Raw genomic sequence first — 17,992 nt, 5'->3', positions numbered from 1 at the left:
GGTAACCAGCACCCCAGACCACCTCACTGACACCGAAGAGAGAGTCATGTCCAACTTCACCGCCGCGGACGTCAAGAAGCTCCGCGACCTCACCGGCGCCGGCATGATGGACTCCAAGAAGGCGCTGACCGAGGCCGAGGGCGACTTCGACAAGGCCGTCGAGATCCTGCGCGTCAAGGGCGCCAAGGACGTCGGCAAGCGGGCCGGGCGCACCGCCGCCAACGGCCTCATCGCCCACTCCGGCCAGGCGCTGCTCGAGCTCAACTGCGAGACCGACTTCGTCGCCAAGAACGACGCCTTCATCGCGCTGGCCCAGCAGCTGGTCGAGCACGGCGTGGCCAGCGGCGCCACCAACGCCGAGGAGCTGCTCGCCAGCAGCATCGACGGCAAGAGCGTGGCCGACCTGATCCAGGAGCAGTCCGCCAAGATCGGCGAGAAGCTGGTGCTCAACCGCTTCGCCAAGCTGGACGGCACCACCGCGGTCTACATGCACCGCAAGAGCCAGGACCTGCCCCCGGCGGTCGGCGTGCTGGTCGAGTTCACCGGCAAGAGCGACGAGGCGGCCGACGCCGACGCGCGCGCCGTGGCGATGCAGATCGCCGCGATGCGGCCGAAGTACCTCACCCGTGACGAGGTGCCGGCCGAGACTGTCGAGTCCGAGCGGCGCATCGCCGAGCAGACCGCCCGCGAGGAGAACAAGCCCGAGGCGGCGCTGCCGAAGATCGTCGAGGGCCGGGTCAACGCCTTCTTCAAGGACTTCGTCCTGCTGGAGCAGTCGTCGGTCGCCGACAACAAGAAGACCGTCAAGCAGGTGCTGGCCGACGCCGGCATCGAGGTGACCCGCTTCCTGCGGTTCGAGGTCGGCCAGGCCTGAGCCGCCGCACCGGGCCGTCCGGCCCGGGCACAGGGGAGAACGTCGACGAGGAGGCCGCCGGTGTACGCGACAGGCACCGCGGCCTCCTCGTCACATAGGGTCGGCAGGGGCACGTACGCGACGCTCGCGCGATGCGCGGGGAGAAGGGGCGGGGCGGATGACGCAGGTTGTGAGTGACCGGAGCCTGGCGGCGGAGGACCCGACCGCCCCTCCGCCCGGTCGGTCCCGCCGGGTGGTGCTGAAGCTCTCCGGCGAGGTCTTCGGCGGCGGCGCGATCGGCGTCGACCCCGACGTCGTGCAGGGCATCGCCCGCCAGATCGCCACAGTGGTACGCCGCGGCGTGCAGGTCTCGGTGGTGGTCGGCGGCGGCAACTTCTTCCGCGGCGCCGAGCTGCAGAAGCGCGGCATGGACCGCGCCCGCGCCGACTACATGGGCATGCTGGGCACGGTCATGAACTGCCTGGCCCTCCAGGACTTCCTGGAGAAGGAGGGCATCGAGACCCGGGTGCAGAGCGCGATCACCATGGCCCAGGTCGCCGAGCCGTACATCCCGCTGCGCGCGATCCGGCACCTGGAGAAGGGCCGCGTGGTCATCTTCGGCGCCGGCGCCGGCATGCCGTACTTCTCCACCGACACGGTGGCTGCCCAGCGGGCGCTGGAGATCCGCGCGGACGTGGTCCTGATGAGCAAGAACGGCGTGGACGCGGTCTACACCGCCGACCCCCGGATCGACCCGACCGCGAGCAAGCTCGACTCGATCACCTTCTCCGAGGTGCTGCGCCGTAATCTGCGGGTGGCCGACGCCGCCGCGTTCAGCCTCTGCATGGAGAACGGCCTGCCGATGCTGGTCTTCGGCGCCCAGGGCGACGACACCATCGTCCGGGCCGTCGGCGGCGAGAAGATCGGCACCCTGATCACCGCCTGACCGGCCCGCCGGACCGGCAGCGGTCCCTCTGCCACGGCAGCACCCGCACCACACACGACGAGCGACAGAAGGAGGCGAGGAGACCGGTGATCGACGACACCCTCCTCGAGGCGGAGGAGAAGATGGAGCGTGCCATCGAGCACGCCAAGGAGGAGTTCGGCGGCATCCGTACCGGACGCGCCAACGCCGCCATGTTCTCCCGGATCGTCATCGACTACTACGGCAGCCCGACCCCGCTGCCGCAGATGGCGTCCATCGCGGTGCCCGAGCCGCGCATGGTGATCATCAAGCCGTACGACAACTCGCAGCTGGGCGCCATGGAGAAGGCGATCCGCGACTCGGACCTCGGGGCCAACCCGAACAACGAGGGCAACCAGCTCCGCATCGTCCTGCCGCAGATGACCGAGGAGCGGCGCCGCGACATGATCAAGGTCGCCCGGCAGAAGGGCGAGGAGGCCAAGGTCGCCGTCCGCAACATCCGCCGCAAGGCCAAGGAAGAGCTGGACCGCCTGGTCAAGGACGGCGAGGTCGGCGAGGACGAGGGCCGGCGCGCGGAGAAGGAGCTGGACGACCTGACCCAGCGCTTCGTCGCAGGAGTCGACGAGCTGGTCAAGCACAAGGAGAGCGAGCTGCTCGAGGTCTGAGCGCCCGCGTACCTCGCACGGCACCGCGCCGCCGTCGCCCGCCCGGGCGGCGGCCCGGTGCCGTCGTCGTGCCCGGCGGCGCACACCCTCGGGGCCGCGGCGGGTGCAGTAGGCTCGGCACGATTCCCGACCACCACGGGGTGAACGGCGGGAGTCGCCCGGCCCTCGGTCGGTAAAACAGGAAGTCTCACGCCGGTAGGGGATGGTCTTGGTCTTGCGTCATGTGGTGGCTCTCGTACCGGCTGCCGGTGCGTGATGTCCCACCCCGACCCCTACGGCAACACCGAGTCGCGCGGCTGGGACCGCCCGGCCGCCCCGGCCCTGCCCTGGCCGGACACCGATCTGGAGCCCGGCCCGTGGCGACCCGGCCCGGCCGCGCACACCCGCCCCGCCGAGCCGGACACCTACGCCCGTCCCGGCGCAGGCCCGGACCCGTACGCCGGTCCGGACCCGTATGCCGCTCCGGACACCTATGCCGCTCCGGACACGTACGCCGGGCCGTACCCGACGACCTCGCGGCACCACGACGGCCCGGGCCGGTACGACGGACCGCCGGCCGGTGACCGCGCCCGGCCGGACGGGCCGGAGCACGACGGCCCGTGGGGCGAGCCCGCCCGCGACGACGAGTACCCGACCGCGCAGATCGCGCCGGTCCGGGACGAGCCCACCGACCAGATCCCGGCGGTACGCGACGAGCCCGCACCCACGCCCGAGCCCGAGCCGCCGGCCGGCCGCCGCGGGCCGGGACGCCGTCGGGCGAGCGCGGAGCGTCCGCCGACCACCGCACCGAAGGCGTCCCGGGCGGGGCGCAACCTGCCGGCCGCGATCGGCGTCGGGGTGGCCCTCGGCGCGGCGGTCGTGGTGCCGCTGTTCTTCTTCATGCCGGCGTTCCTCGCCGTGCTCGCGGCCGCGGTGGGGATCGGCATCTGGGAGATGGCCCGCGCGGTACGCCGCAGCGGCGCCCACCCGCCGCTGGCGCCGCTCGTCGCCGGTGGCGTGATCACAGTGGGCCTGGCCTGGTACGCGGGCCCCGACGCGCTGTGCCTCGGGCTGCTGGTCACGGTGCTGGGCACGATGATCTGGCGGCTGGGCGACGGGCCCGGCAACTACCAGCGCGACCTGACCGCGGCCACCCTGATCGCGGTGTACGTGCCGTTCCTCGCCGGGTTCGCGGCCATGCTCGCGGCGGCGCCCGACGACGGGGCCCTGCGGGTGCTGGTGACGCTGGCGGCGGTGGTGCTCTCCGACACCGGCGGGTACGCCGCGGGCGTGAGTTTCGGCAAGCACCCGATGGCGCCGACGATCAGCCCGAAGAAGTCCTGGGAGGGCTTCGCCGGCTCGGTGACGGCCGCGGCGGCGGGCAGCGCGGCGCTGCTGTGGGCGTTGTTCGACGTGGCCCCCTGGTGGGGTGCGCTGTTCGGGATGGCGATCTCGGTCTCGGCGGTGCTCGGTGACCTCGCCGAGTCGATGATCAAGCGGGATCTCGGCGTCAAGGACATGAGCAACCTGCTGCCCGGGCACGGCGGCCTGATGGACCGGCTCGACTCGATCCTGTTCGCCGTGCCGGTGGCCTACCTGCTGCTCGCCGTCTTCGTCCCGGTGGTGAGCTGAGGCATGCGTCACGGCGGCGACCCGCTGCGGACCGGGTGGCCGGGGGCGATTCGACACGTACGGACGGGTGCGTCCGGGCGGGAGCGTGTCAGACTGGACGCGCCATGACGAGTCTCCCGCTGATCTCCGTAGACCCCGACGCCCGCGGCCGCCGGCCCGCGATGCCTCCCCGCCACCTCGCCGACCTGGACCTGCCGGGCCGGCAGGCGCTCGTCGCCGAGCTGGGTGAGCCCGCGTTCCGCGCCAAGCAGGTCTCCAACCACTACTTCGGCCGCCTGGTGCGCGACCCGGAGCGGATGACCGACCTGCCGGCGGCGACCCGGGAGCGGCTGGCCGGCGAGCTGCTGCCCAACCTGCTGACCCCGGTACGCGAGCTGGCCTGCGACGACGGCGCGACCCGCAAGGCGCTCTGGCGGCTGCACGACGGCTCGCTGGTGGAGAGCGTGCTGATGGGCTACCCGGACCGGGTGACCGTCTGCATCTCCAGCCAGGCCGGCTGCGGCATGGCCTGCCCGTTCTGCGCCACCGGCCAGGCCGGGCTGACCCGCAACCTGTCCACCGCCGAGATCGTCGACCAGGCGGTCTACCTGGCCGGGGTGGCCGCCTCCGGCGCGGTCGCAGGGTCGCCGCCGCGGCTGTCGCACGTGGTGTTCATGGGCATGGGCGAGCCGCTCGCCAACTACTCGCGGGTGGTGGCGGCGATCCGCCGGCTGGTCGCCCCGGCACCCGAGGGGCTGGGCCTGTCGCAGCGGCACATCACCGTCTCGACGGTGGGCCTGGTGCCGGCGATCCGCCGACTGGCCAGCGAAGACCTCTCGGTGACCCTTGCGTTGTCGCTGCACGCCCCCGATGATGAGCTGCGCGACGAACTCGTCCCGGTCAACCAGCGCTGGAAGGTGTCCGAGGTGCTGGACGCGGCGTGGGACTACGCGGCCACGACGGGGCGTCGCGTGTCCATCGAATACGCGATGATCAAGGACGTGAACGATCAGCCGTGGAGAGCCGATCTGCTCGGGCGGCTACTGGCCGGCAAGCTGGCCCACGTGAACCTGATCCCGCTCAACCCGACTCCGGGCAGCCGCTGGGACGCCAGCCCGAAGCCGGTCGAGCGGGAGTTCGTCCGGCGGTTGCGCGACGCCGGGGTGTCGACCACGGTGCGCGACACCCGGGGACGCGAGATCGACGGGGCCTGTGGGCAGCTCGCCGCCGCCGGGGACACGGACGGCGACTCAGGCGCGGCAACGGCGTAGCGGTACGAGACCAGGAGACATAGTGGCGAGTCAGGGTCAGCGTTTCCGGCGTAAGGCGCTCCGCCGGGGCTACAAGGTCGACGAGGTCGATGCCTTCCTGGACCGGGTCGAGGCGACACTCGACGGCCAGCCGATCGGCGCGCCCGTGGCCTCCCAGGAGGTCCACGACGTCGTCTTCCGGGTCCGGTTCAACGGCTACGACGAGTGGCAGGTCGACCTGCACCTCGACCGGGTCGAGCGGCAGCTCGCCGAGCTGGAGGAGCGCGGTGGCGCACCGGCCGGGCGCGGTGGCGATCCCCGGATGGCCGACCGGCTCGGCCCGCCGATGCGCGACGACCGGGGCATGTCGCCGGTGCCGCAGCCGCCGATGCCGCCCCGGCAGATGCCCGCTCAGCCCGGCCCGCCGGCCGACCGCTACGGCAACCGCTACGACGAGCCGACCGGCGCGTTCGCCGGTGGCTACGACGGCCCGCGCGGTGGCTACGACGGCCCCCGCGGCCCGGGTGGTCCCGGCCCGATGGGTCCGGGTGCGCCGATGGGGCACGGCGGTCCGCCGCCGCGCGGCCTGCCGCCCGGCCCGGGTGGCTACGGTCCGCCGGACAACGGCCCCGGCGGCTACGGCCCGCCCGACAGCGGCCCCGGTGGGTACGGTCCGCCGGACAGCGGCCCGGGTGGCTACGGTCCCCCGGACAGCGGTCCCGGCGGGTACGGCCAGGAGGAGCGGTTCGACGGGTTCGAGGCCGGTCGGCGCGCGCGTGCCGACATGACCGCCGAGATCCGCATGCCCGAGCGCGAGCTGCGTGGTCGTGGTCCCGGCGGCCCGCCGGCGCTGCCGCAGCAGGGCTACGGCGCACCGGAGCCCGGCTACGGGCCGCCCGACCCGGGTTACGGTCCGCCGGACCAGGGCTACGGCCCGGGCCCCTCGATGACCGGCCCGCCGCTCGTGGGTCCGCCGGTCGCCGGGCCGCCGATGGTGGGACCGCCGATGGCCGGTCCGCCCGGCAGTGACCTGCACCGGGTCGACCAGATCCGGCGCAGCTTCCAGGTCCGCCGGTTCGGCAGCGGCTACGACCCGGACCAGGTCGACCGGTTCTTCGAGACGCTGCTCGGCGGCATGCAGGGGCGCAACCCGATGCCGGTGAACCCGAAGGAACTCGACACGCTGCGCTTCGGGCTGGTGCCCGGTGGCTACTTCGAGGCCGAGGTCGACGCCGCGCTCAAGGACGTGCAGGACATCCTGCTCGGCCGCTGACCCCGGCCGCGAGACGACGAAGGGCCCGCCCCCTCACCGGGGGCGGGCCCTTCGCGCACTACCGTGGGCGCCGCGCGTCAGGACCGCAGGCCGTTGCGGCGCAGCACGGCGTCGCCGATGACGATGGCGATCAGCAGTCCGGCGATTCCGAACAGCCAGATGTGCTCCACCCGGCCCTCCTCGATCCCGCAGAACGCCATCAGAACCAAGGCCAACGCCGACAGCACCGCACCGATCCGTCCGGACTTGCGGTGTCCGGGCTTGTGCTGATCTGGCGCGGTTACCGGCTCGTCTCCTGCCACTGTCGGTCCTTCCCTCGCGATCGGATCTCCGATCAGTCTGGCACGCCCCCAACCGGGCCCGGCGCAGGGTCCGACCTCCTGTGCCGGGGATGACCCGGGCGGGCGACACCGGGCGGCCCGGCCGGCCCGGGTCGTTGGTCCCGTACCGGTGGGGGCGGATGGCCACTACCGGCGTCGCGGGACGGCGAGCACACTGCCTCCGGTAGCGTCTTGACGTACACCTTGATGCCTTTTTGAGGAGGACTGCGGTGCGAGTGACCGGTACGGGGCATGCCAGCATGCGGATCGACACGGCCGCGGGCAGCATCCTGTGCGACCCGTGGGTCAACCCCGCCTACTTCGCCTCGTGGTTCCCCTTCCCGGACAACTCCCTCCTCGACTGGGCGACCCTGGGCCAGGTCGACTACCTGTACGTGTCGCACCTGCACCGGGACCACTTCGACGCGAAGCACCTGCGTGACTTCGTGTCCAAGGACGCCACAGTCCTGCTGCCCGAGTTCCCCACCTCGGAGATGGAGGACGAGTTCCGGGAGCTGGGCTTCACCAAGTTCCTCAAGGCCCCGAACGAGCAGGTGGTGGAGCTGCCCGGCGGCCTGAAGATCATGATCCAGGCGCTGACCAGCCCGACCGACGGCCCGATCGGCGACTCCTCGCTCTGGGTCGAGTACGACGGCGTGCGGCTGCTCAACCAGAACGACGCCCGGCCGACCGACCTCAGCGTGTTCGCCGAGCTGGGCCACGTGCACGCGCACATGCTCCAGTTCTCCGGCGCGATCTGGTACCCGATGGTCTACGAGCTGCCGCAGGCGGCGAAGACCGCGTTCGGCAAGCAGAAGCGGGACCGGCAGTTCGACCGCACCTGGCGCTACATCGACGACCTGAAGGCCGACCACGTCTTCCCGATCGCCGGCCCGCCGTGCTTCCTCGACGACGAGCTGTGGCAGTTCAACGACATCTTCGGCGACGAGGGCAACATCTTCCCCGACCAGTCGGTGTTCCTGGCCGAGTACGCCAAGGTCGGCGGCACCAACGGCATCGTGCTGCTGCCGGGCAGCGTCGCGGAGGTCACCACCGAGGGTGCGACCACCACGCACCCGGTGCCGGTGGAGGAGTTCTTCGCGAACAAGGTCGCCCACCTGGAGGAGATGCGGGAGCGTAAGCGCGGCGTGATCGAGGCCGAGAAGGCGTCCTGGCGGCACCCCGAGGTCGACGTGCTGGGCGAGATGAAGCGCCGGATCGAGCCGCTGCTGGACGAGTCGATCTACCTGGCCAAGGGCGTCGGCGGCCCGGTCCGCTTCGACCTGGTCGGCTACGACGGAGAGAGCGTCGAATCCATCGTGGTGGACTTCCCGGGCAAGGAGGTCCGGCCGTACGCGGACGAGAAGGTCCGCTACCGGTTCCGTACCGAGCGGGCGCTGATCGAGCACCTGCTGCACATCGGCGAGGTGGACTGGGTCAACTCGCTGTTCCTGTCCTGCCGGTTCTCCGCGGCCCGCATCGGCCAGTACAACGAGTTCGTCTACGCCTTCTTCAAGTGCCTGTCCGAGGAGCGCCTCCAGTACGCCGAGGGCTGGTACGACGAGCACGAGCGGGCGGTCGACGCCGAGGACATCACGCTCGACGGCTGGGTGGTGCAGCGGCGCTGCCCGCACCTGAAGGCGGACCTGAGCCGGTTCGGCATCGTCGACGGCGACCAGCTCACCTGCCAGCTGCACGGCTGGAAGTTCGACCTGGCCAGCGGTCGCTGCCTGACCAGCGTCGGGCACAAGATCCGCGCGCACCGCGCCGACGCGGAGACCCCGGCGCCGGCCGGGGAAGCGGCCATCTGACGGTTTCCGCCCCGTCCGCCGCCCCCGGCACGCGACCATCGGTCGGGAGGGGGCGGCGTGACGGGTGCGGACAGGGAACCGGCGTACCGGTTCGGGCGCGGCAACGAGATGGCGCGCGACGCCTCCCGGGTGGAGGCGTTCAGCGACGCGGTGATCGCCATCGTGCTCACCCTGATGGCCGTCGAGCTGCTGTCGTTCGACCCGGACACGCCGCAGGACGACGGGCTGCCGGCCGCGCTGCTGCACGAGTGGCGCGCCTACCTGGCGTACGTGATCACGTTCGCCATCGTCGGCCAGGTCTGGCTGACCCACCACAACATGTGGCGGTACGTCCGCCGGGTCGACCAGATGCTGCTGGTGCTTAACCTGCTGCTGCTGATGTTCGTGGCGGCGATCCCGTTCACCGCCGACCTGCTCGCGGACAACCTGCGCGGCACCGTCGACGACCAGCGGCTGACCGCCGCGCTGTACGCGGGCGTGGTGCTCGGTGAGGCGCTGTTCTTCAACCTGAGCTGGTGGTGGGCGCGCCGCCGGGGGCTGCTGCAACCGGGCCTCGACCCGAGGCTGGCGCGGGCGGTGGCCCGCCGGTTCCGCCTCGGTCCGCTGCTCTACCTGGTCGCGTTCGCGATCGTGTTCGTCGACCCGGTGCTGAGCCTGCTGGCGTACCTGCTGCTGGTCGGCGTCTACCTGGTGCGCGGGCCGGGCGACCTCCCGCCGGCCGGCCAGGAGGCGCCCGACACGCCGTGAGGACTCAGCCCAGGTCGGCGAGGATGCGCCGGGCCGCGTTGTGCCCGGCCGCGCCGATCACGCTGCCCGCCGGATGGCAGCCGGCGCTGCCCGCGTACACGCCGTCCACACCCGTCGCGTACGGCATCCGGTCGGTGAACGACACCGTGTTGTCGACGTGGTGGATGTGCCCGCCGGTGATGCCGAAGTGCGCCTCGATGCCGGGCGGCGGCAGCGGCACCGCGTCCGCGACCAGGTCGGCGGCGCCCGGGGCGTACCGCTCGCAGATCCCGAGCAGCCGCTGCACGTACCCGGGCAGCGCCGCGTCCCAGGTGGTGCCGGCCGGCTCGTAGGGGACCGACTGCACGAACAACGCCGACGAGTGGTGCCCCGCGTCGTCGGACAGCGACGGGTCGACTGTGGTGTGCAGGTACCACTCGATCGTCGGCTCGTCCGGCAGCCGTCCGGCCCGCACGTCCGCCCACATGCCGCGCAGCGCCGTCATGGGTGACTCCCCGCCGTCGCCGACGAGCGAGGCCGAGCCGGGCAGCAGGTGGATGGTCGAGCCGAACGGGCTCGGCGCGTCGTCCGGCAGGCAGGAGAAGCGCGGCAGCCCGGTCAGCGCCAGGTTGAGCTTGAGCGTGGTGCCGGTGCGGCGGACCGCCGCCATCCGCGCGCCCAGCTCCGCCGGGAGCGCGCCGTCGGGCAGCAGCTCCATCAGCCGGTACGGGTCACAGGCGCCGAGCACCACGGAGGCGTCGACCTCCCGGCCGTCGGCGAGCGTCACCCCGGCGGCGGCTCCCCCGGTCAGCCGGATGGCGGTGACCGGCGCGTCGGCGACGATCCGCGCCCCGGCCCGCACGGCGGCCTCGGCGAACGTGCGCGATACGGTGCCCATCCCGCCCCGGGTGATCATCCAGGTGCCGTCCGCGCCGGGCAGCCGGCACATGTTGTGCACCAGGAAGTTGTGCCCGGTGCCGGGGTCGTCCGGGCCGGCGTTCAGCCCGGACAGGCCGTCGGTGACCGCGTACATGCTGACCAGCAGCTCGGAGCGGAAGTCGAAGCGGGCCAGGTGGTCGGCCACCGAGCCGCGGACCAGGTCGACGAAGACCTGTCGCAGCGCGGGCCGGACGTAACGCTCGGCGGTCTCCTCGACCGGCAGCGGCTCGGCCAGCCACGCCGGGGCGAGATCCTCCCGCAACCGGGCCAGCTCGGCGTGGAGCGCGTCGTCGGCGGCGACGTCGGCGGGGGAGAACATCTCCGCGAGCTGCCGCCGGCCGGCCGGCACGTCGCTGCCGGCCAGCAGGTACGGCGAGCCGAGCCCGCCCGGCGTGGGCAGGAAGTAGTGCGGGTCGCGGCGCAGCACCGGGATGGTCACGTCGAGCGTGGCCAGCAGTTCCGGCGGCATCAGCCCGAGCAGGTACGACCCGGTGGAGTGACGCAGCCCCGGCACCTTCGGGAACGGGTTCTCGGTGCGGGTCGCCCCGCCGATCACCGCTGATGCCTCCAGCACGAGGACGTCCAGGCCGGCGCGGGCCAGCAGGATCGCCGAGACCAAGCCGTTGTGCCCGGCGCCGACCACGACGACGTCGGCGCGGGACGGCAGCTCACTCGCGTCGCTCATGGGGTGCCGGTTGGGCATGCGCTCACGGCCCTCGCTCCGCTCGGTGCGTTCGCTCATGGGGTGCTGGTTGGGCATGCGCTCACGGCCCTCGCTCCGCTCGGTGCGTTCGCTCATGCCGCGGAGCGTAGCGGCGGCAGGGCCACGAAGGGAGGGTTCGCGCCGGGGCGCTACCGTTCCGGGCATGTCCCCGGCTGTCCAGATCGCGCTCGCGGTGGCGCTCGTCGTGGTGGTGTTCCTGCTCCTGCTCGCGTTGCGGCGCGGCCGTCCCCGGGATCTGGTCGCCCCGGACCGCCCGGCGGGCGACGGGCAGGCCGAGGTGCTCCGGCTGGCCCGCGCGGGGCGTACGGTCGAGGCGGTCAAGGTGCTGCGCGAGCAGACCGGGCTGTCGCTGCTGGACGCGAAGCGGGCGGTGGACGTGCTGGTGTCCGGCGGAACCTGGTCGCCCGGCCCGCCGGCACCGGGAAAGGGCGTCGACGACGCGGTGCGGGCCGAGGCCGCACGGCTGCTCTACCGGGGCAAGAAGATCCAGGCGATCAAGGTGGTGCGGGAGCACACGCACATGTCGCTCGCCGACGCGAAGCGGTACGTCGAAGGCCTCTGACGCCGGACGGCCGTCACCCCGCGTTCACCCTATAGTGGCAGTTGTCGATGCTTTTCCGTCCTACCGTCGACGGGACACCCACCGCCCCCGGGAGGTAATCCCCGATGGATCGTCGTACCGTCCTGCGCGCCACAGCCGCCGGTGGCGCCGCCGCTCTCGCCGGTGGTCTCTGGGCCGCCGCGGCCGCTCCGGCCCAGCCCGCCCAGCCCGGCCCCGGCCCGTACGGCGACCTGCTGGCCGCCGACGCCAACAGCCTCCAGTTGCCGGCCGGCTTCACCAGCCGGGTGATCGCGCGTTCCGGTCAGCGGGTCGCGGGCACCTCGTACACCTGGCACCCGGCGCCCGACGGCGGCGCCTGCTTCCCGGCCGGCGACGGCTGGATCTACGTCTCCAACTCGGAGGTGCCGCTCGTCGGCGGCGCCTCGGCGGTGCGGTTCGCCGCCGACGGCGCGATCGCCGCCGCGTACCGGATCCTCGGTGGCACGAACGTCAACTGCGCGGGCGGGCCGACCCCGTGGGGGACGTGGCTGTCCTGCGAGGAGGTGCCGCTGGGCCGGGTCTTCGAGACCTGGCCGGCCGGTGGCCGGGCCGGCGAGGAGCGGACCCGGATGGGCCGCTTCAAGCACGAGGCGGCGGCCTGCGACCCGGTGCGGCGGGTGGTCTACCTGACCGAGGACGAGGGGGACGGCTGCTTCTACCGGTTCGTCCCGGACACCTGGGGCGACCTGCGCACCGGCCGGGTGCAGGTGCTCTGCGCCCCGGACGGCCAGGTGACCGGGCCGGTGACCTGGCGGGACCTGCCGGACCGCGACGGGTTCCCGGTGCCCACCCGCTACCAGGTGGCCGCGGCGCAGACGTTCGACGGCGGCGAGGGCTGCTGGTACGCCGACGACACCTGCTGGTTCACCACCAAGGGCGACAACCGGGTGTGGGCGTACGACGCGGTGAACCAGCGGCTCGACCTCGCGTACGACGACTCGCTGGTGCCGGCCGGGGCCGCGCCGCTGACCGGCGTCGACAACATCACCGGCACCGCCGGCGGTGACCTCTACGTGGCCGAGGACGGCGGCGACATGGAGATCAACGTGATCACACCGGCCGGTGTGGTGACGCCGTTCCTGCGGCTGCTCGGGCAGTCCGAGTCGGAGATCACCGGGCCTGCGTTCTCGCCGGACGGCAGCCGGCTCTACTTCTCCTCGCAGCGCGGCACCAGCGGCGCCCGGGCCGGCACCGGCGGCATCACGTACGAGGTGCGCGGCCCGTTCCGGCGCTGACCGCAGCCGTCAGGCGCGGGCCGCCTCCCGGGTGGCCCGCCACCGGCTCGCCGCCAGCGTGGCCGAGTAGCCGGACAGCACGATCACGTGGAACAGATAGAGCCAGAGCAGCACCGCCACGCCGCCGCCGATCTCGTCGAACCCGCCGAACGGCACGCCCAGGTCCAGCGGCAGCGAGCAGAACAGTACGAAGCCGTGCACGAAGCCGGACAGGTTCGCCGCCGTGAACGAGCCCAGGACGACTGTGGCGAGCCAGTCCGGCGAGGCCGGGCCGACCACCCGGAACACCCAGATCAGCACCGGCGTGAGCACCAGCCACACCGCCAGGAACGACAGCACCACGCCGAGCGCGCCGACCCAGCCGCCCTGGCGTACCAGACGGGTGGTCATCGGCAGCCCGAGCAGGATCGACAGCAGCAGCGCCGGGGCCGGCGCGAGCAGCGGGAGCAGCAGCAGACGGCCCCGCCAGCCGACCAGCGCACCGGACTCGGCGCGCGGCTCGGCCACCGAGACGAAGGCGCGGCGCAGACCTTCGCCGTAGAGCGAGGCCGGCAGCAGCGAGGCCAGCGCCAGCAGCGGGGTCAGTCCCAGCCCGGCCTCGACCAGCGCGGCCGCCGCCCGGTGCGCGCCGATCTCGGTGGGCAGCGTGTCGATGGCGTACCCGGTCAGCCGCCGCACCCGGTCCGCCCCGGCGAGCAGCCCGGTCAGCCAGATCGCCAGCAGCGCCACCGGCACCACGGCGATCGCGCCGTAGAAGGTGATCGCGGCGGCGTGCAGCGACAGGTCGCGGCCGCGGACCGGCCGGAACGCCGCAGCCGTGATCCGCTTCGTCCGCTCCCACCCGTCGCCCATCGCCCTCTCGTTCCCCGTACGACCCCGCGCCACGCATTACGATCCGGCGGCATGACGATCGCCACGACCGACCGGCTGGTGCTGCGGGACTGGACCGAGTCGCCCGACGACCTGGCCCGGGTCTACGACATCTACTCCCGGGACGAGGTGATGCGCTGGCTGGGCGGCGGCAAGGGGCGGATGACCGACCCGTCCGAGGCGCGTGAACGGGTCCGGATGTGGCGGGAGCGCTGGGGTCCGTACGACGGCCGCTGGGGCCTGTGGGCGATCGAGCCGCGCGACGGCGGACCGGTGGCGGGGAGCATCCTGCTCAAGCCGCTACCCGGCCGCGACGGCGTCACCCTGACCGACGACATCGAGGTCGGCTGGCACCTGCACCCCGACGCCCAGGGCAACGGCTACGCCACCGAGGCGGCCCGCGCGGTGCTGGAACGCGAGTTCGCCACCGGCACCCCGAGGGTGTACGCGGTGGTGATGGCCGGGAACGACCCGTCGATGGCGGTGGCCCGGCGCCTCGGCATGACGCACGCAGGCGTGCGCACCGACTGGTACGGCGGGGTCGAACTGGAGACCTTCGTCCTGGAGCGCCCCGCCTGACCGTTCAGGGTCGGGACGCACAGCGGGTGCGACCGGCGGCCCGAGGAACGTGCGAGCCCCGGCGCGATCGGCAGGTTTCAGCGTCGCCAGGTGAGAGGATGAGGCATCCAGTGAGGTGGAGAAGGTGAGCGCCCCCATGTCGACCGACGCCGAGCGCAACCCGGACTGGCCGGGCACGGTTCACGTGCCGGCCGACGAACTCGCACGGCGCCAGGGCGTCGAGCCGGTCACCAGTCTCGACGACCTTGCCCGTCCGGACCTGATCGAATCGGACGAGGAACTGGACCGCTTCCTCGCCGACCTGTACGCCTCGCGGCGCGAGGGACTGGCTTGAGCATCATCGTCCTGGACACCGACGTGGCATCGGCGATCCTGCGAGGCCGGGTGGACGAGCGGTTGAGAGCGCGGCTGACCGGATCGACCCTCGCCATCACCTTCGTGACGTTGGGAGAGCTGACCAAGTGGACCGTGGTCCGCAGTTGGGGTCCGCGCAAGCTGGCTGACCTCGCGCGCTGGCGCCGGAACCTGGTCCTGCTGCCCCTCGACGAGGCCGTCGCGGTGCGTTGGGGTCGAATTCAGGCCGCGGCCCAGCTTCGTGGACGGCCGCGGCCGGTCAACGACTCGTGGATCGCCGCATGCTGCCTGGTTCACCGGCTTCCGCTCGCGACCTTCAACGGCAAGGACTACGCGGACTTCGCCGACCATGACGATCTCAAGCTCCTCGACCTGGCCTGACCGCGACCCGTCCGGCGGGTCGCTGGATCTGCTCGGCCGCCGGGATCAGCCCTGGACGGCCGCGGCGGCACTCGACCTGTTGCCGCAGAACAACGGCCCGAGAATCGAGGTGCTGAGCGGCTGCGTGATCGTCACGCCGGGCACCGGCGTACGGCGCATCGCCATCTCGCGTACCTGATCGGGAGGGCGGCGCGGGCCGCCGGCCGCCGCGGCCGCCGGTACGACGTTCGTGATGCGGCAGCCGTTCGAGTTCAGCGTCGACCCGGCCGACCTGCTCGATGAGGAGGCGCCGCAGGCGTGATCGACACCGGATCGCCGAAGTGGTGGCATCGCGGCAACCCTGATGCCGCCACCTCGGCGAAGTGGAGTCGATCATGTCGCCGGGCACTCCGGGACGAACCGGGGTGAGGCGCTGGGGAACAATGGTCCGGTGACCACTCCCCGAGATCTCGTACTGCTCGGTTCGACCGGCTCGATCGGCACCCAGGCCATCGACATCGTCAAGCGCAACCCGGACCGCTTCCGGGTGGTGGCCCTCGGCGCGGGTGGCGGCAACGTGGAGTTGCTCGCCGCGCAGGCGCTGGAGCTGGGCGTGGACGCGGTCGGTGTGGCCCGCGCGTCCGCCGCGCAGGATCTCCAGCTCGCGTTCTACGCCGAGGCGAGCAAGCGCGGCTGGGCCAGCGGTGACTTCAAGCTGCCCAAGATCGTGGCCGGGCCGGACGCGATGACCGAGCTGGCGCAGTGGCCGTGCGATGTGGTGCTCAACGGCGTCGTCGGCTCGCTGGGCCTGCCGCCGACGCTGGCCGCGCTGCACGCCGGGCGTACCCTCGCGCTCGCCAACAAGGAGTCCCTGGTGGCCGGCGGCCCGCTGGTCAAGGCCGCCGTCTCCCGACCGGGGCAGATCGTTCCGGTCGACTCCGAGCACTCGGCGCTGGCGCAGTGCCTGCGCGGCGGCGCCCGGGGCGAGGTGCGGCGGCTGGTGGTCACCGCCAGCGGCGGCCCGTTCCGGGGGCGGCGGCGCGACGAGCTGACCGCCGTCACGCCGGAGCAGGCGCTGGCGCACCCCACCTGGAACATGGGCCCGGTCGTCACGATCAACTCCGCCACGATGGTCAACAAGGCGCTGGAGGTGATCGAGGCGCACGAGCTGTTCGACGTGCCGTACGCCGACATCGAGGTGATGGTCCACCCGCAGTCGGTGATCCACTCGATGGTCGAGTTCACCGACGGTTCCACGCTCGCCCAGGCCAGCCCGCCGGACATGCGGCTGCCCATCGCGCTGGGCATCGGCTGGCCGGACCGCGTGCCCGGCGCCGCCGCGGCTGTCGACTGGACCAAGGCCCACACCTGGGAGTTCTTCCCGCTCGACGACGCCGCGTTCCCGGCGGTCGCGCTGGCCAAGGCGGCGGGCGAGGCCGGGCGCTGCCGCCCGGCGATCTACAACGCGGCGAACGAGGAGTGCGTGGCCGCGTTCGTCGCGGGCCGGCTGCCGTTCCTCGGCATCGTCGACACCCTCCAGCGGGTGCTGGAGGACGCTCCCGATTTCGACGAACCAGGTACCGTCGAGGACGTGCTCGCCGCCGAGTCGTGGGCACGGGCGCACGCCCAGGAGATCATCGTCGGGTCGGTGGAAGGAGCTCGATGAGCTATCTGCTCGGGGTGGTGCTGTTCGCCCTGGCGATCCTCATCTCGGTGAGCCTGCACGAGGCGGGGCACATGCTGACCGCCAAGGCGTTCGGGATGAAGGTCACGCGCTACTTCGTCGGCTTCGGCCCGACGCTGTGGTCGTTCAAGCGGGGCGAGACCGAGTACGGCATCAAGGGCATCCCGCTCGGCGGCTTCTGCAAGATCGTCGGCATGACCCCGCAGGACGACGACGTCGAGCCGGGGGACGAGAAGCGCGCGATGTGGCGCTACCCGGTGTGGAAGCGGACGATCGTGATGTCCGCGGGTTCGATCACCCACTTCGCCCTGGCCCTGATCGCGCTCTGGATCATCGCGGTGTCGGTGGGGCTGCCGAACCCGAAGTTCCCCAGCACCGAGGCCGGCTTCCGGGCCGAGCCGGCGGTGATCGCCATCGCGCCGTGCGTGGTGGTGGAGAACGCGGCCCGCGCCTGCGAGTCCGGCGACCCGGCCAGCCCGGCCGAGAAGGCCCAGCTCAAGGACGGCGACCGGATCACCGCGGTGAACGGCAAGCCGGTCTCGACCTGGGGCGACATGCTCGACGTGGTCCGCGCCACCCCGCCCGGCACGGCCACCGTCGCCTTCGTGCGCGACGGCAAGCCGGACGAGGCGCGGGTCGACCTGGCCTCGGTGCAGCGTCCGCCGCTGGACGACCCGAAGGGCGCCACCTCGGCGGTCTCCGCGCTCGGCGTGGCGCTCTCGCCCAGCACCCCGACCCGGGTCGAGTACGGTCCGGTCGCCGCGTTCGGCGCCACCGCCGACTTCACCGGCACCATGGCCGTGCAGACCGCGCACGCCATGCAGCGCATCCCGCAGAAGGTGCCCGCGCTGTGGAACGCGATCACCGGCGGCGAGCGCGACGTGGACACCCCGATCAGCGTGGTCGGCGCCAGCCGGCTCGGCGGCGAGGCCGTGGAGAACAACGCCTGGCTGGTGTTCTTCATGCTGTTCGTGTCGCTGAACTTCTTCATCGGCGTGTTCAACCTGCTGCCGCTGCTCCCGCTGGACGGCGGCCACATCGCCATCGCCTGGTTCGAACGGGCGCGCTCCTGGCTCTACGCGCGCATCGGCCGCGCCGATCCCGGCCGCGTCGACTACCTCAAACTCATGCCCGTCACGTACGCGGTGATCCTGATCGGTGGCGCGTTCACGCTGCTGACAGTCACCGCTGATGTCATCAACCCCATCACGCTCTTCTCAAGGTGAGTGCCTG

General features: G+C 72.5%; 19 protein-coding genes. 16 read left to right on the top strand and 3 right to left on the bottom strand.

The features are described 5' to 3' along the window. Positions 1-46: 46 nt before the first annotated feature. The 6 genes from tsf to ACN27C_RS00460 all read left to right on the top strand — a co-directional run bounded on the left by tsf (position 47) and on the right by ACN27C_RS00460 (position 6,556). Positions 47-874, top strand: coding sequence for a translation elongation factor Ts (gene tsf / locus ACN27C_RS00485; RefSeq protein WP_013284606.1), 828 nt, complete (start codon positions 47-49; stop codon positions 872-874). 157 nt (positions 875-1,031) lie between these two features. Continuing rightward, the gene (pyrH, locus tag ACN27C_RS00480; RefSeq protein ID WP_013284607.1) at positions 1,032-1,799 is read left to right on the top strand and encodes a UMP kinase; all 768 of its coding nucleotides are present in this window, start codon (positions 1,032-1,034) and stop codon (positions 1,797-1,799) included. 86 nt (positions 1,800-1,885) lie between these two features. After that, the gene (gene frr, locus ACN27C_RS00475; RefSeq protein WP_013284608.1) at positions 1,886-2,443 is read left to right on the top strand and encodes a ribosome recycling factor; all 558 of its coding nucleotides are present in this window, start codon (positions 1,886-1,888) and stop codon (positions 2,441-2,443) included. Between the two features lie 255 nt (positions 2,444-2,698). Next, positions 2,699-4,054: a phosphatidate cytidylyltransferase gene (locus ACN27C_RS00470; protein WP_422750172.1), complete on the top strand. Its 1,356-nt coding sequence runs from the start codon at positions 2,699-2,701 to the stop codon at positions 4,052-4,054. Positions 4,055-4,158: 104 nt separating this feature from the next. Beyond that, complete coding sequence (gene rlmN / locus ACN27C_RS00465; protein WP_252449398.1) at positions 4,159-5,304, top strand: 23S rRNA (adenine(2503)-C(2))-methyltransferase RlmN; 1,146 nt, start codon at positions 4,159-4,161, stop codon at positions 5,302-5,304. 22 nt (positions 5,305-5,326) lie between these two features. Next, complete coding sequence (locus ACN27C_RS00460; RefSeq protein WP_252449397.1) at positions 5,327-6,556, top strand: DivIVA domain-containing protein; 1,230 nt, start codon at positions 5,327-5,329, stop codon at positions 6,554-6,556. Between the two features lie 77 nt (positions 6,557-6,633). Here the strand turns inward: ACN27C_RS00460 and ACN27C_RS00455 are convergent, their stop codons facing one another. Then, complete coding sequence (locus ACN27C_RS00455; RefSeq protein WP_081635946.1) at positions 6,634-6,858, bottom strand: hypothetical protein; 225 nt, start codon at positions 6,856-6,858, stop codon at positions 6,634-6,636. Positions 6,859-7,106: 248 nt separating this feature from the next. Between ACN27C_RS00455 and ACN27C_RS00450 the strand changes: the two genes are divergently transcribed. Further along, positions 7,107-8,687 (top strand): Rieske 2Fe-2S domain-containing protein, encoded by a 1,581-nt coding sequence (locus ACN27C_RS00450; protein WP_358170223.1) that lies wholly within the window; start codon positions 7,107-7,109, stop codon positions 8,685-8,687. A gap of 108 nt (positions 8,688-8,795) precedes the next feature. Beyond that, on the top strand, positions 8,796-9,434 hold the full coding sequence (locus ACN27C_RS00445; RefSeq protein WP_199733249.1) for a TMEM175 family protein: 639 nt from the start codon (positions 8,796-8,798) through the stop codon (positions 9,432-9,434). Between the two features lie 4 nt (positions 9,435-9,438). On the opposite strand, the gene ACN27C_RS00440 is transcribed toward ACN27C_RS00445, so the two are convergent. Beyond that, positions 9,439-11,037: a phytoene desaturase family protein gene (locus ACN27C_RS00440; protein WP_422751702.1), complete on the bottom strand. Its 1,599-nt coding sequence runs from the start codon at positions 11,035-11,037 to the stop codon at positions 9,439-9,441. A 181-nt stretch (positions 11,038-11,218) separates the two neighbouring features. Here ACN27C_RS00440 and ACN27C_RS00435 point away from each other — a divergent pair, with 181 nt between their 5' ends. Together ACN27C_RS00435 and ACN27C_RS00430 are read left to right on the top strand one after the other, a co-directional pair. Continuing rightward, entirely contained in the window at positions 11,219-11,638 is a 420-nt protein-coding gene (locus ACN27C_RS00435) for a 50S ribosomal protein L7/L12 (RefSeq protein WP_357827380.1), read from the top strand. 104 nt (positions 11,639-11,742) lie between these two features. Further along, positions 11,743-12,912 (top strand): alkaline phosphatase PhoX, encoded by a 1,170-nt coding sequence (locus ACN27C_RS00430; protein ID WP_422750168.1) that lies wholly within the window; start codon positions 11,743-11,745, stop codon positions 12,910-12,912. Positions 12,913-12,921: 9 nt separating this feature from the next. On the opposite strand, the gene ACN27C_RS00425 is transcribed toward ACN27C_RS00430, so the two are convergent. Then, positions 12,922-13,764, bottom strand: a complete 843-nt coding sequence (locus ACN27C_RS00425) for a YhjD/YihY/BrkB family envelope integrity protein (RefSeq protein WP_120571151.1) — start codon at positions 13,762-13,764, stop codon at positions 12,922-12,924. A 51-nt stretch (positions 13,765-13,815) separates the two neighbouring features. Here ACN27C_RS00425 and ACN27C_RS00420 point away from each other — a divergent pair, with 51 nt between their 5' ends. From ACN27C_RS00420 to ACN27C_RS00395, 6 genes are all read left to right on the top strand, one after another. Continuing rightward, entirely contained in the window at positions 13,816-14,361 is a 546-nt protein-coding gene (locus ACN27C_RS00420; RefSeq protein ID WP_422750166.1) for a GNAT family N-acetyltransferase, read from the top strand. Between the two features lie 136 nt (positions 14,362-14,497). After that, positions 14,498-14,695 carry a hypothetical protein gene (locus ACN27C_RS00415; RefSeq protein WP_120573923.1) on the top strand — a complete coding sequence of 66 codons (198 nt, stop codon included), beginning with the start codon at positions 14,498-14,500 and terminating at the stop codon, positions 14,693-14,695. Beyond that, the gene (locus tag ACN27C_RS00410) at positions 14,692-15,096 is read left to right on the top strand and encodes a type II toxin-antitoxin system VapC family toxin (RefSeq protein ID WP_422750164.1); all 405 of its coding nucleotides are present in this window, start codon (positions 14,692-14,694) and stop codon (positions 15,094-15,096) included. The genes ACN27C_RS00415 and ACN27C_RS00410 overlap by 4 nt, the downstream gene beginning before the upstream one ends. Further along, complete coding sequence (locus ACN27C_RS00405; RefSeq protein WP_422750162.1) at positions 15,065-15,274, top strand: hypothetical protein; 210 nt, start codon at positions 15,065-15,067, stop codon at positions 15,272-15,274. The genes ACN27C_RS00410 and ACN27C_RS00405 overlap by 32 nt, the downstream gene beginning before the upstream one ends. Before the next feature lie 252 nt (positions 15,275-15,526). Continuing rightward, on the top strand, positions 15,527-16,741 hold the full coding sequence (gene dxr, locus ACN27C_RS00400) for a 1-deoxy-D-xylulose-5-phosphate reductoisomerase (protein WP_357897612.1): 1,215 nt from the start codon (positions 15,527-15,529) through the stop codon (positions 16,739-16,741). After that, positions 16,738-17,985: a M50 family metallopeptidase gene (locus ACN27C_RS00395; RefSeq protein ID WP_358170231.1), complete on the top strand. Its 1,248-nt coding sequence runs from the start codon at positions 16,738-16,740 to the stop codon at positions 17,983-17,985. Before dxr ends, ACN27C_RS00395 begins: the two co-directional genes overlap by 4 nt. The last annotated feature ends 7 nt before the right edge of the window (positions 17,986-17,992 follow it).

It is taken from the genome of Micromonospora sp. WMMD1219 (assembly GCF_049315215.1).
Taxonomy (GTDB): domain Bacteria; phylum Actinomycetota; class Actinomycetes; order Mycobacteriales; family Micromonosporaceae; genus Micromonospora; species Micromonospora tulbaghiae.
Note: the sequence above shows the minus strand (reverse complement) of the source record. Positions and strands in the feature narration are given on the sequence as shown.

Coding starts and splice junctions, on each gene's coding strand:
- ACN27C_RS00420 (WP_422750166.1), top strand. CDS start 13,816: ATGACGATCGCCACGACCGACCGGCTGGTGCTGCGGGACTGGACCGAG.
- ACN27C_RS00395 (WP_358170231.1), top strand. CDS start 16,738: ATGAGCTATCTGCTCGGGGTGGTGCTGTTCGCCCTGGCGATCCTCATC.
- ACN27C_RS00415 (WP_120573923.1), top strand. CDS start 14,498: ATGTCGACCGACGCCGAGCGCAACCCGGACTGGCCGGGCACGGTTCAC.
- ACN27C_RS00425 (WP_120571151.1), bottom strand. CDS start 13,764: ATGGGCGACGGGTGGGAGCGGACGAAGCGGATCACGGCTGCGGCGTTC.
- ACN27C_RS00430 (WP_422750168.1), top strand. CDS start 11,743: ATGGATCGTCGTACCGTCCTGCGCGCCACAGCCGCCGGTGGCGCCGCC.
- ACN27C_RS00445 (WP_199733249.1), top strand. CDS start 8,796: ATGGCGCGCGACGCCTCCCGGGTGGAGGCGTTCAGCGACGCGGTGATC.
- pyrH (WP_013284607.1), top strand. CDS start 1,032: ATGACGCAGGTTGTGAGTGACCGGAGCCTGGCGGCGGAGGACCCGACC.
- tsf (WP_013284606.1), top strand. CDS start 47: ATGTCCAACTTCACCGCCGCGGACGTCAAGAAGCTCCGCGACCTCACC.
- rlmN (WP_252449398.1), top strand. CDS start 4,159: ATGACGAGTCTCCCGCTGATCTCCGTAGACCCCGACGCCCGCGGCCGC.
- ACN27C_RS00470 (WP_422750172.1), top strand. CDS start 2,699: ATGTCCCACCCCGACCCCTACGGCAACACCGAGTCGCGCGGCTGGGAC.
- ACN27C_RS00440 (WP_422751702.1), bottom strand. CDS start 11,037: ATGAGCGACGCGAGTGAGCTGCCGTCCCGCGCCGACGTCGTCGTGGTC.
- ACN27C_RS00405 (WP_422750162.1), top strand. CDS start 15,065: ATGACGATCTCAAGCTCCTCGACCTGGCCTGACCGCGACCCGTCCGGC.
- ACN27C_RS00435 (WP_357827380.1), top strand. CDS start 11,219: ATGTCCCCGGCTGTCCAGATCGCGCTCGCGGTGGCGCTCGTCGTGGTG.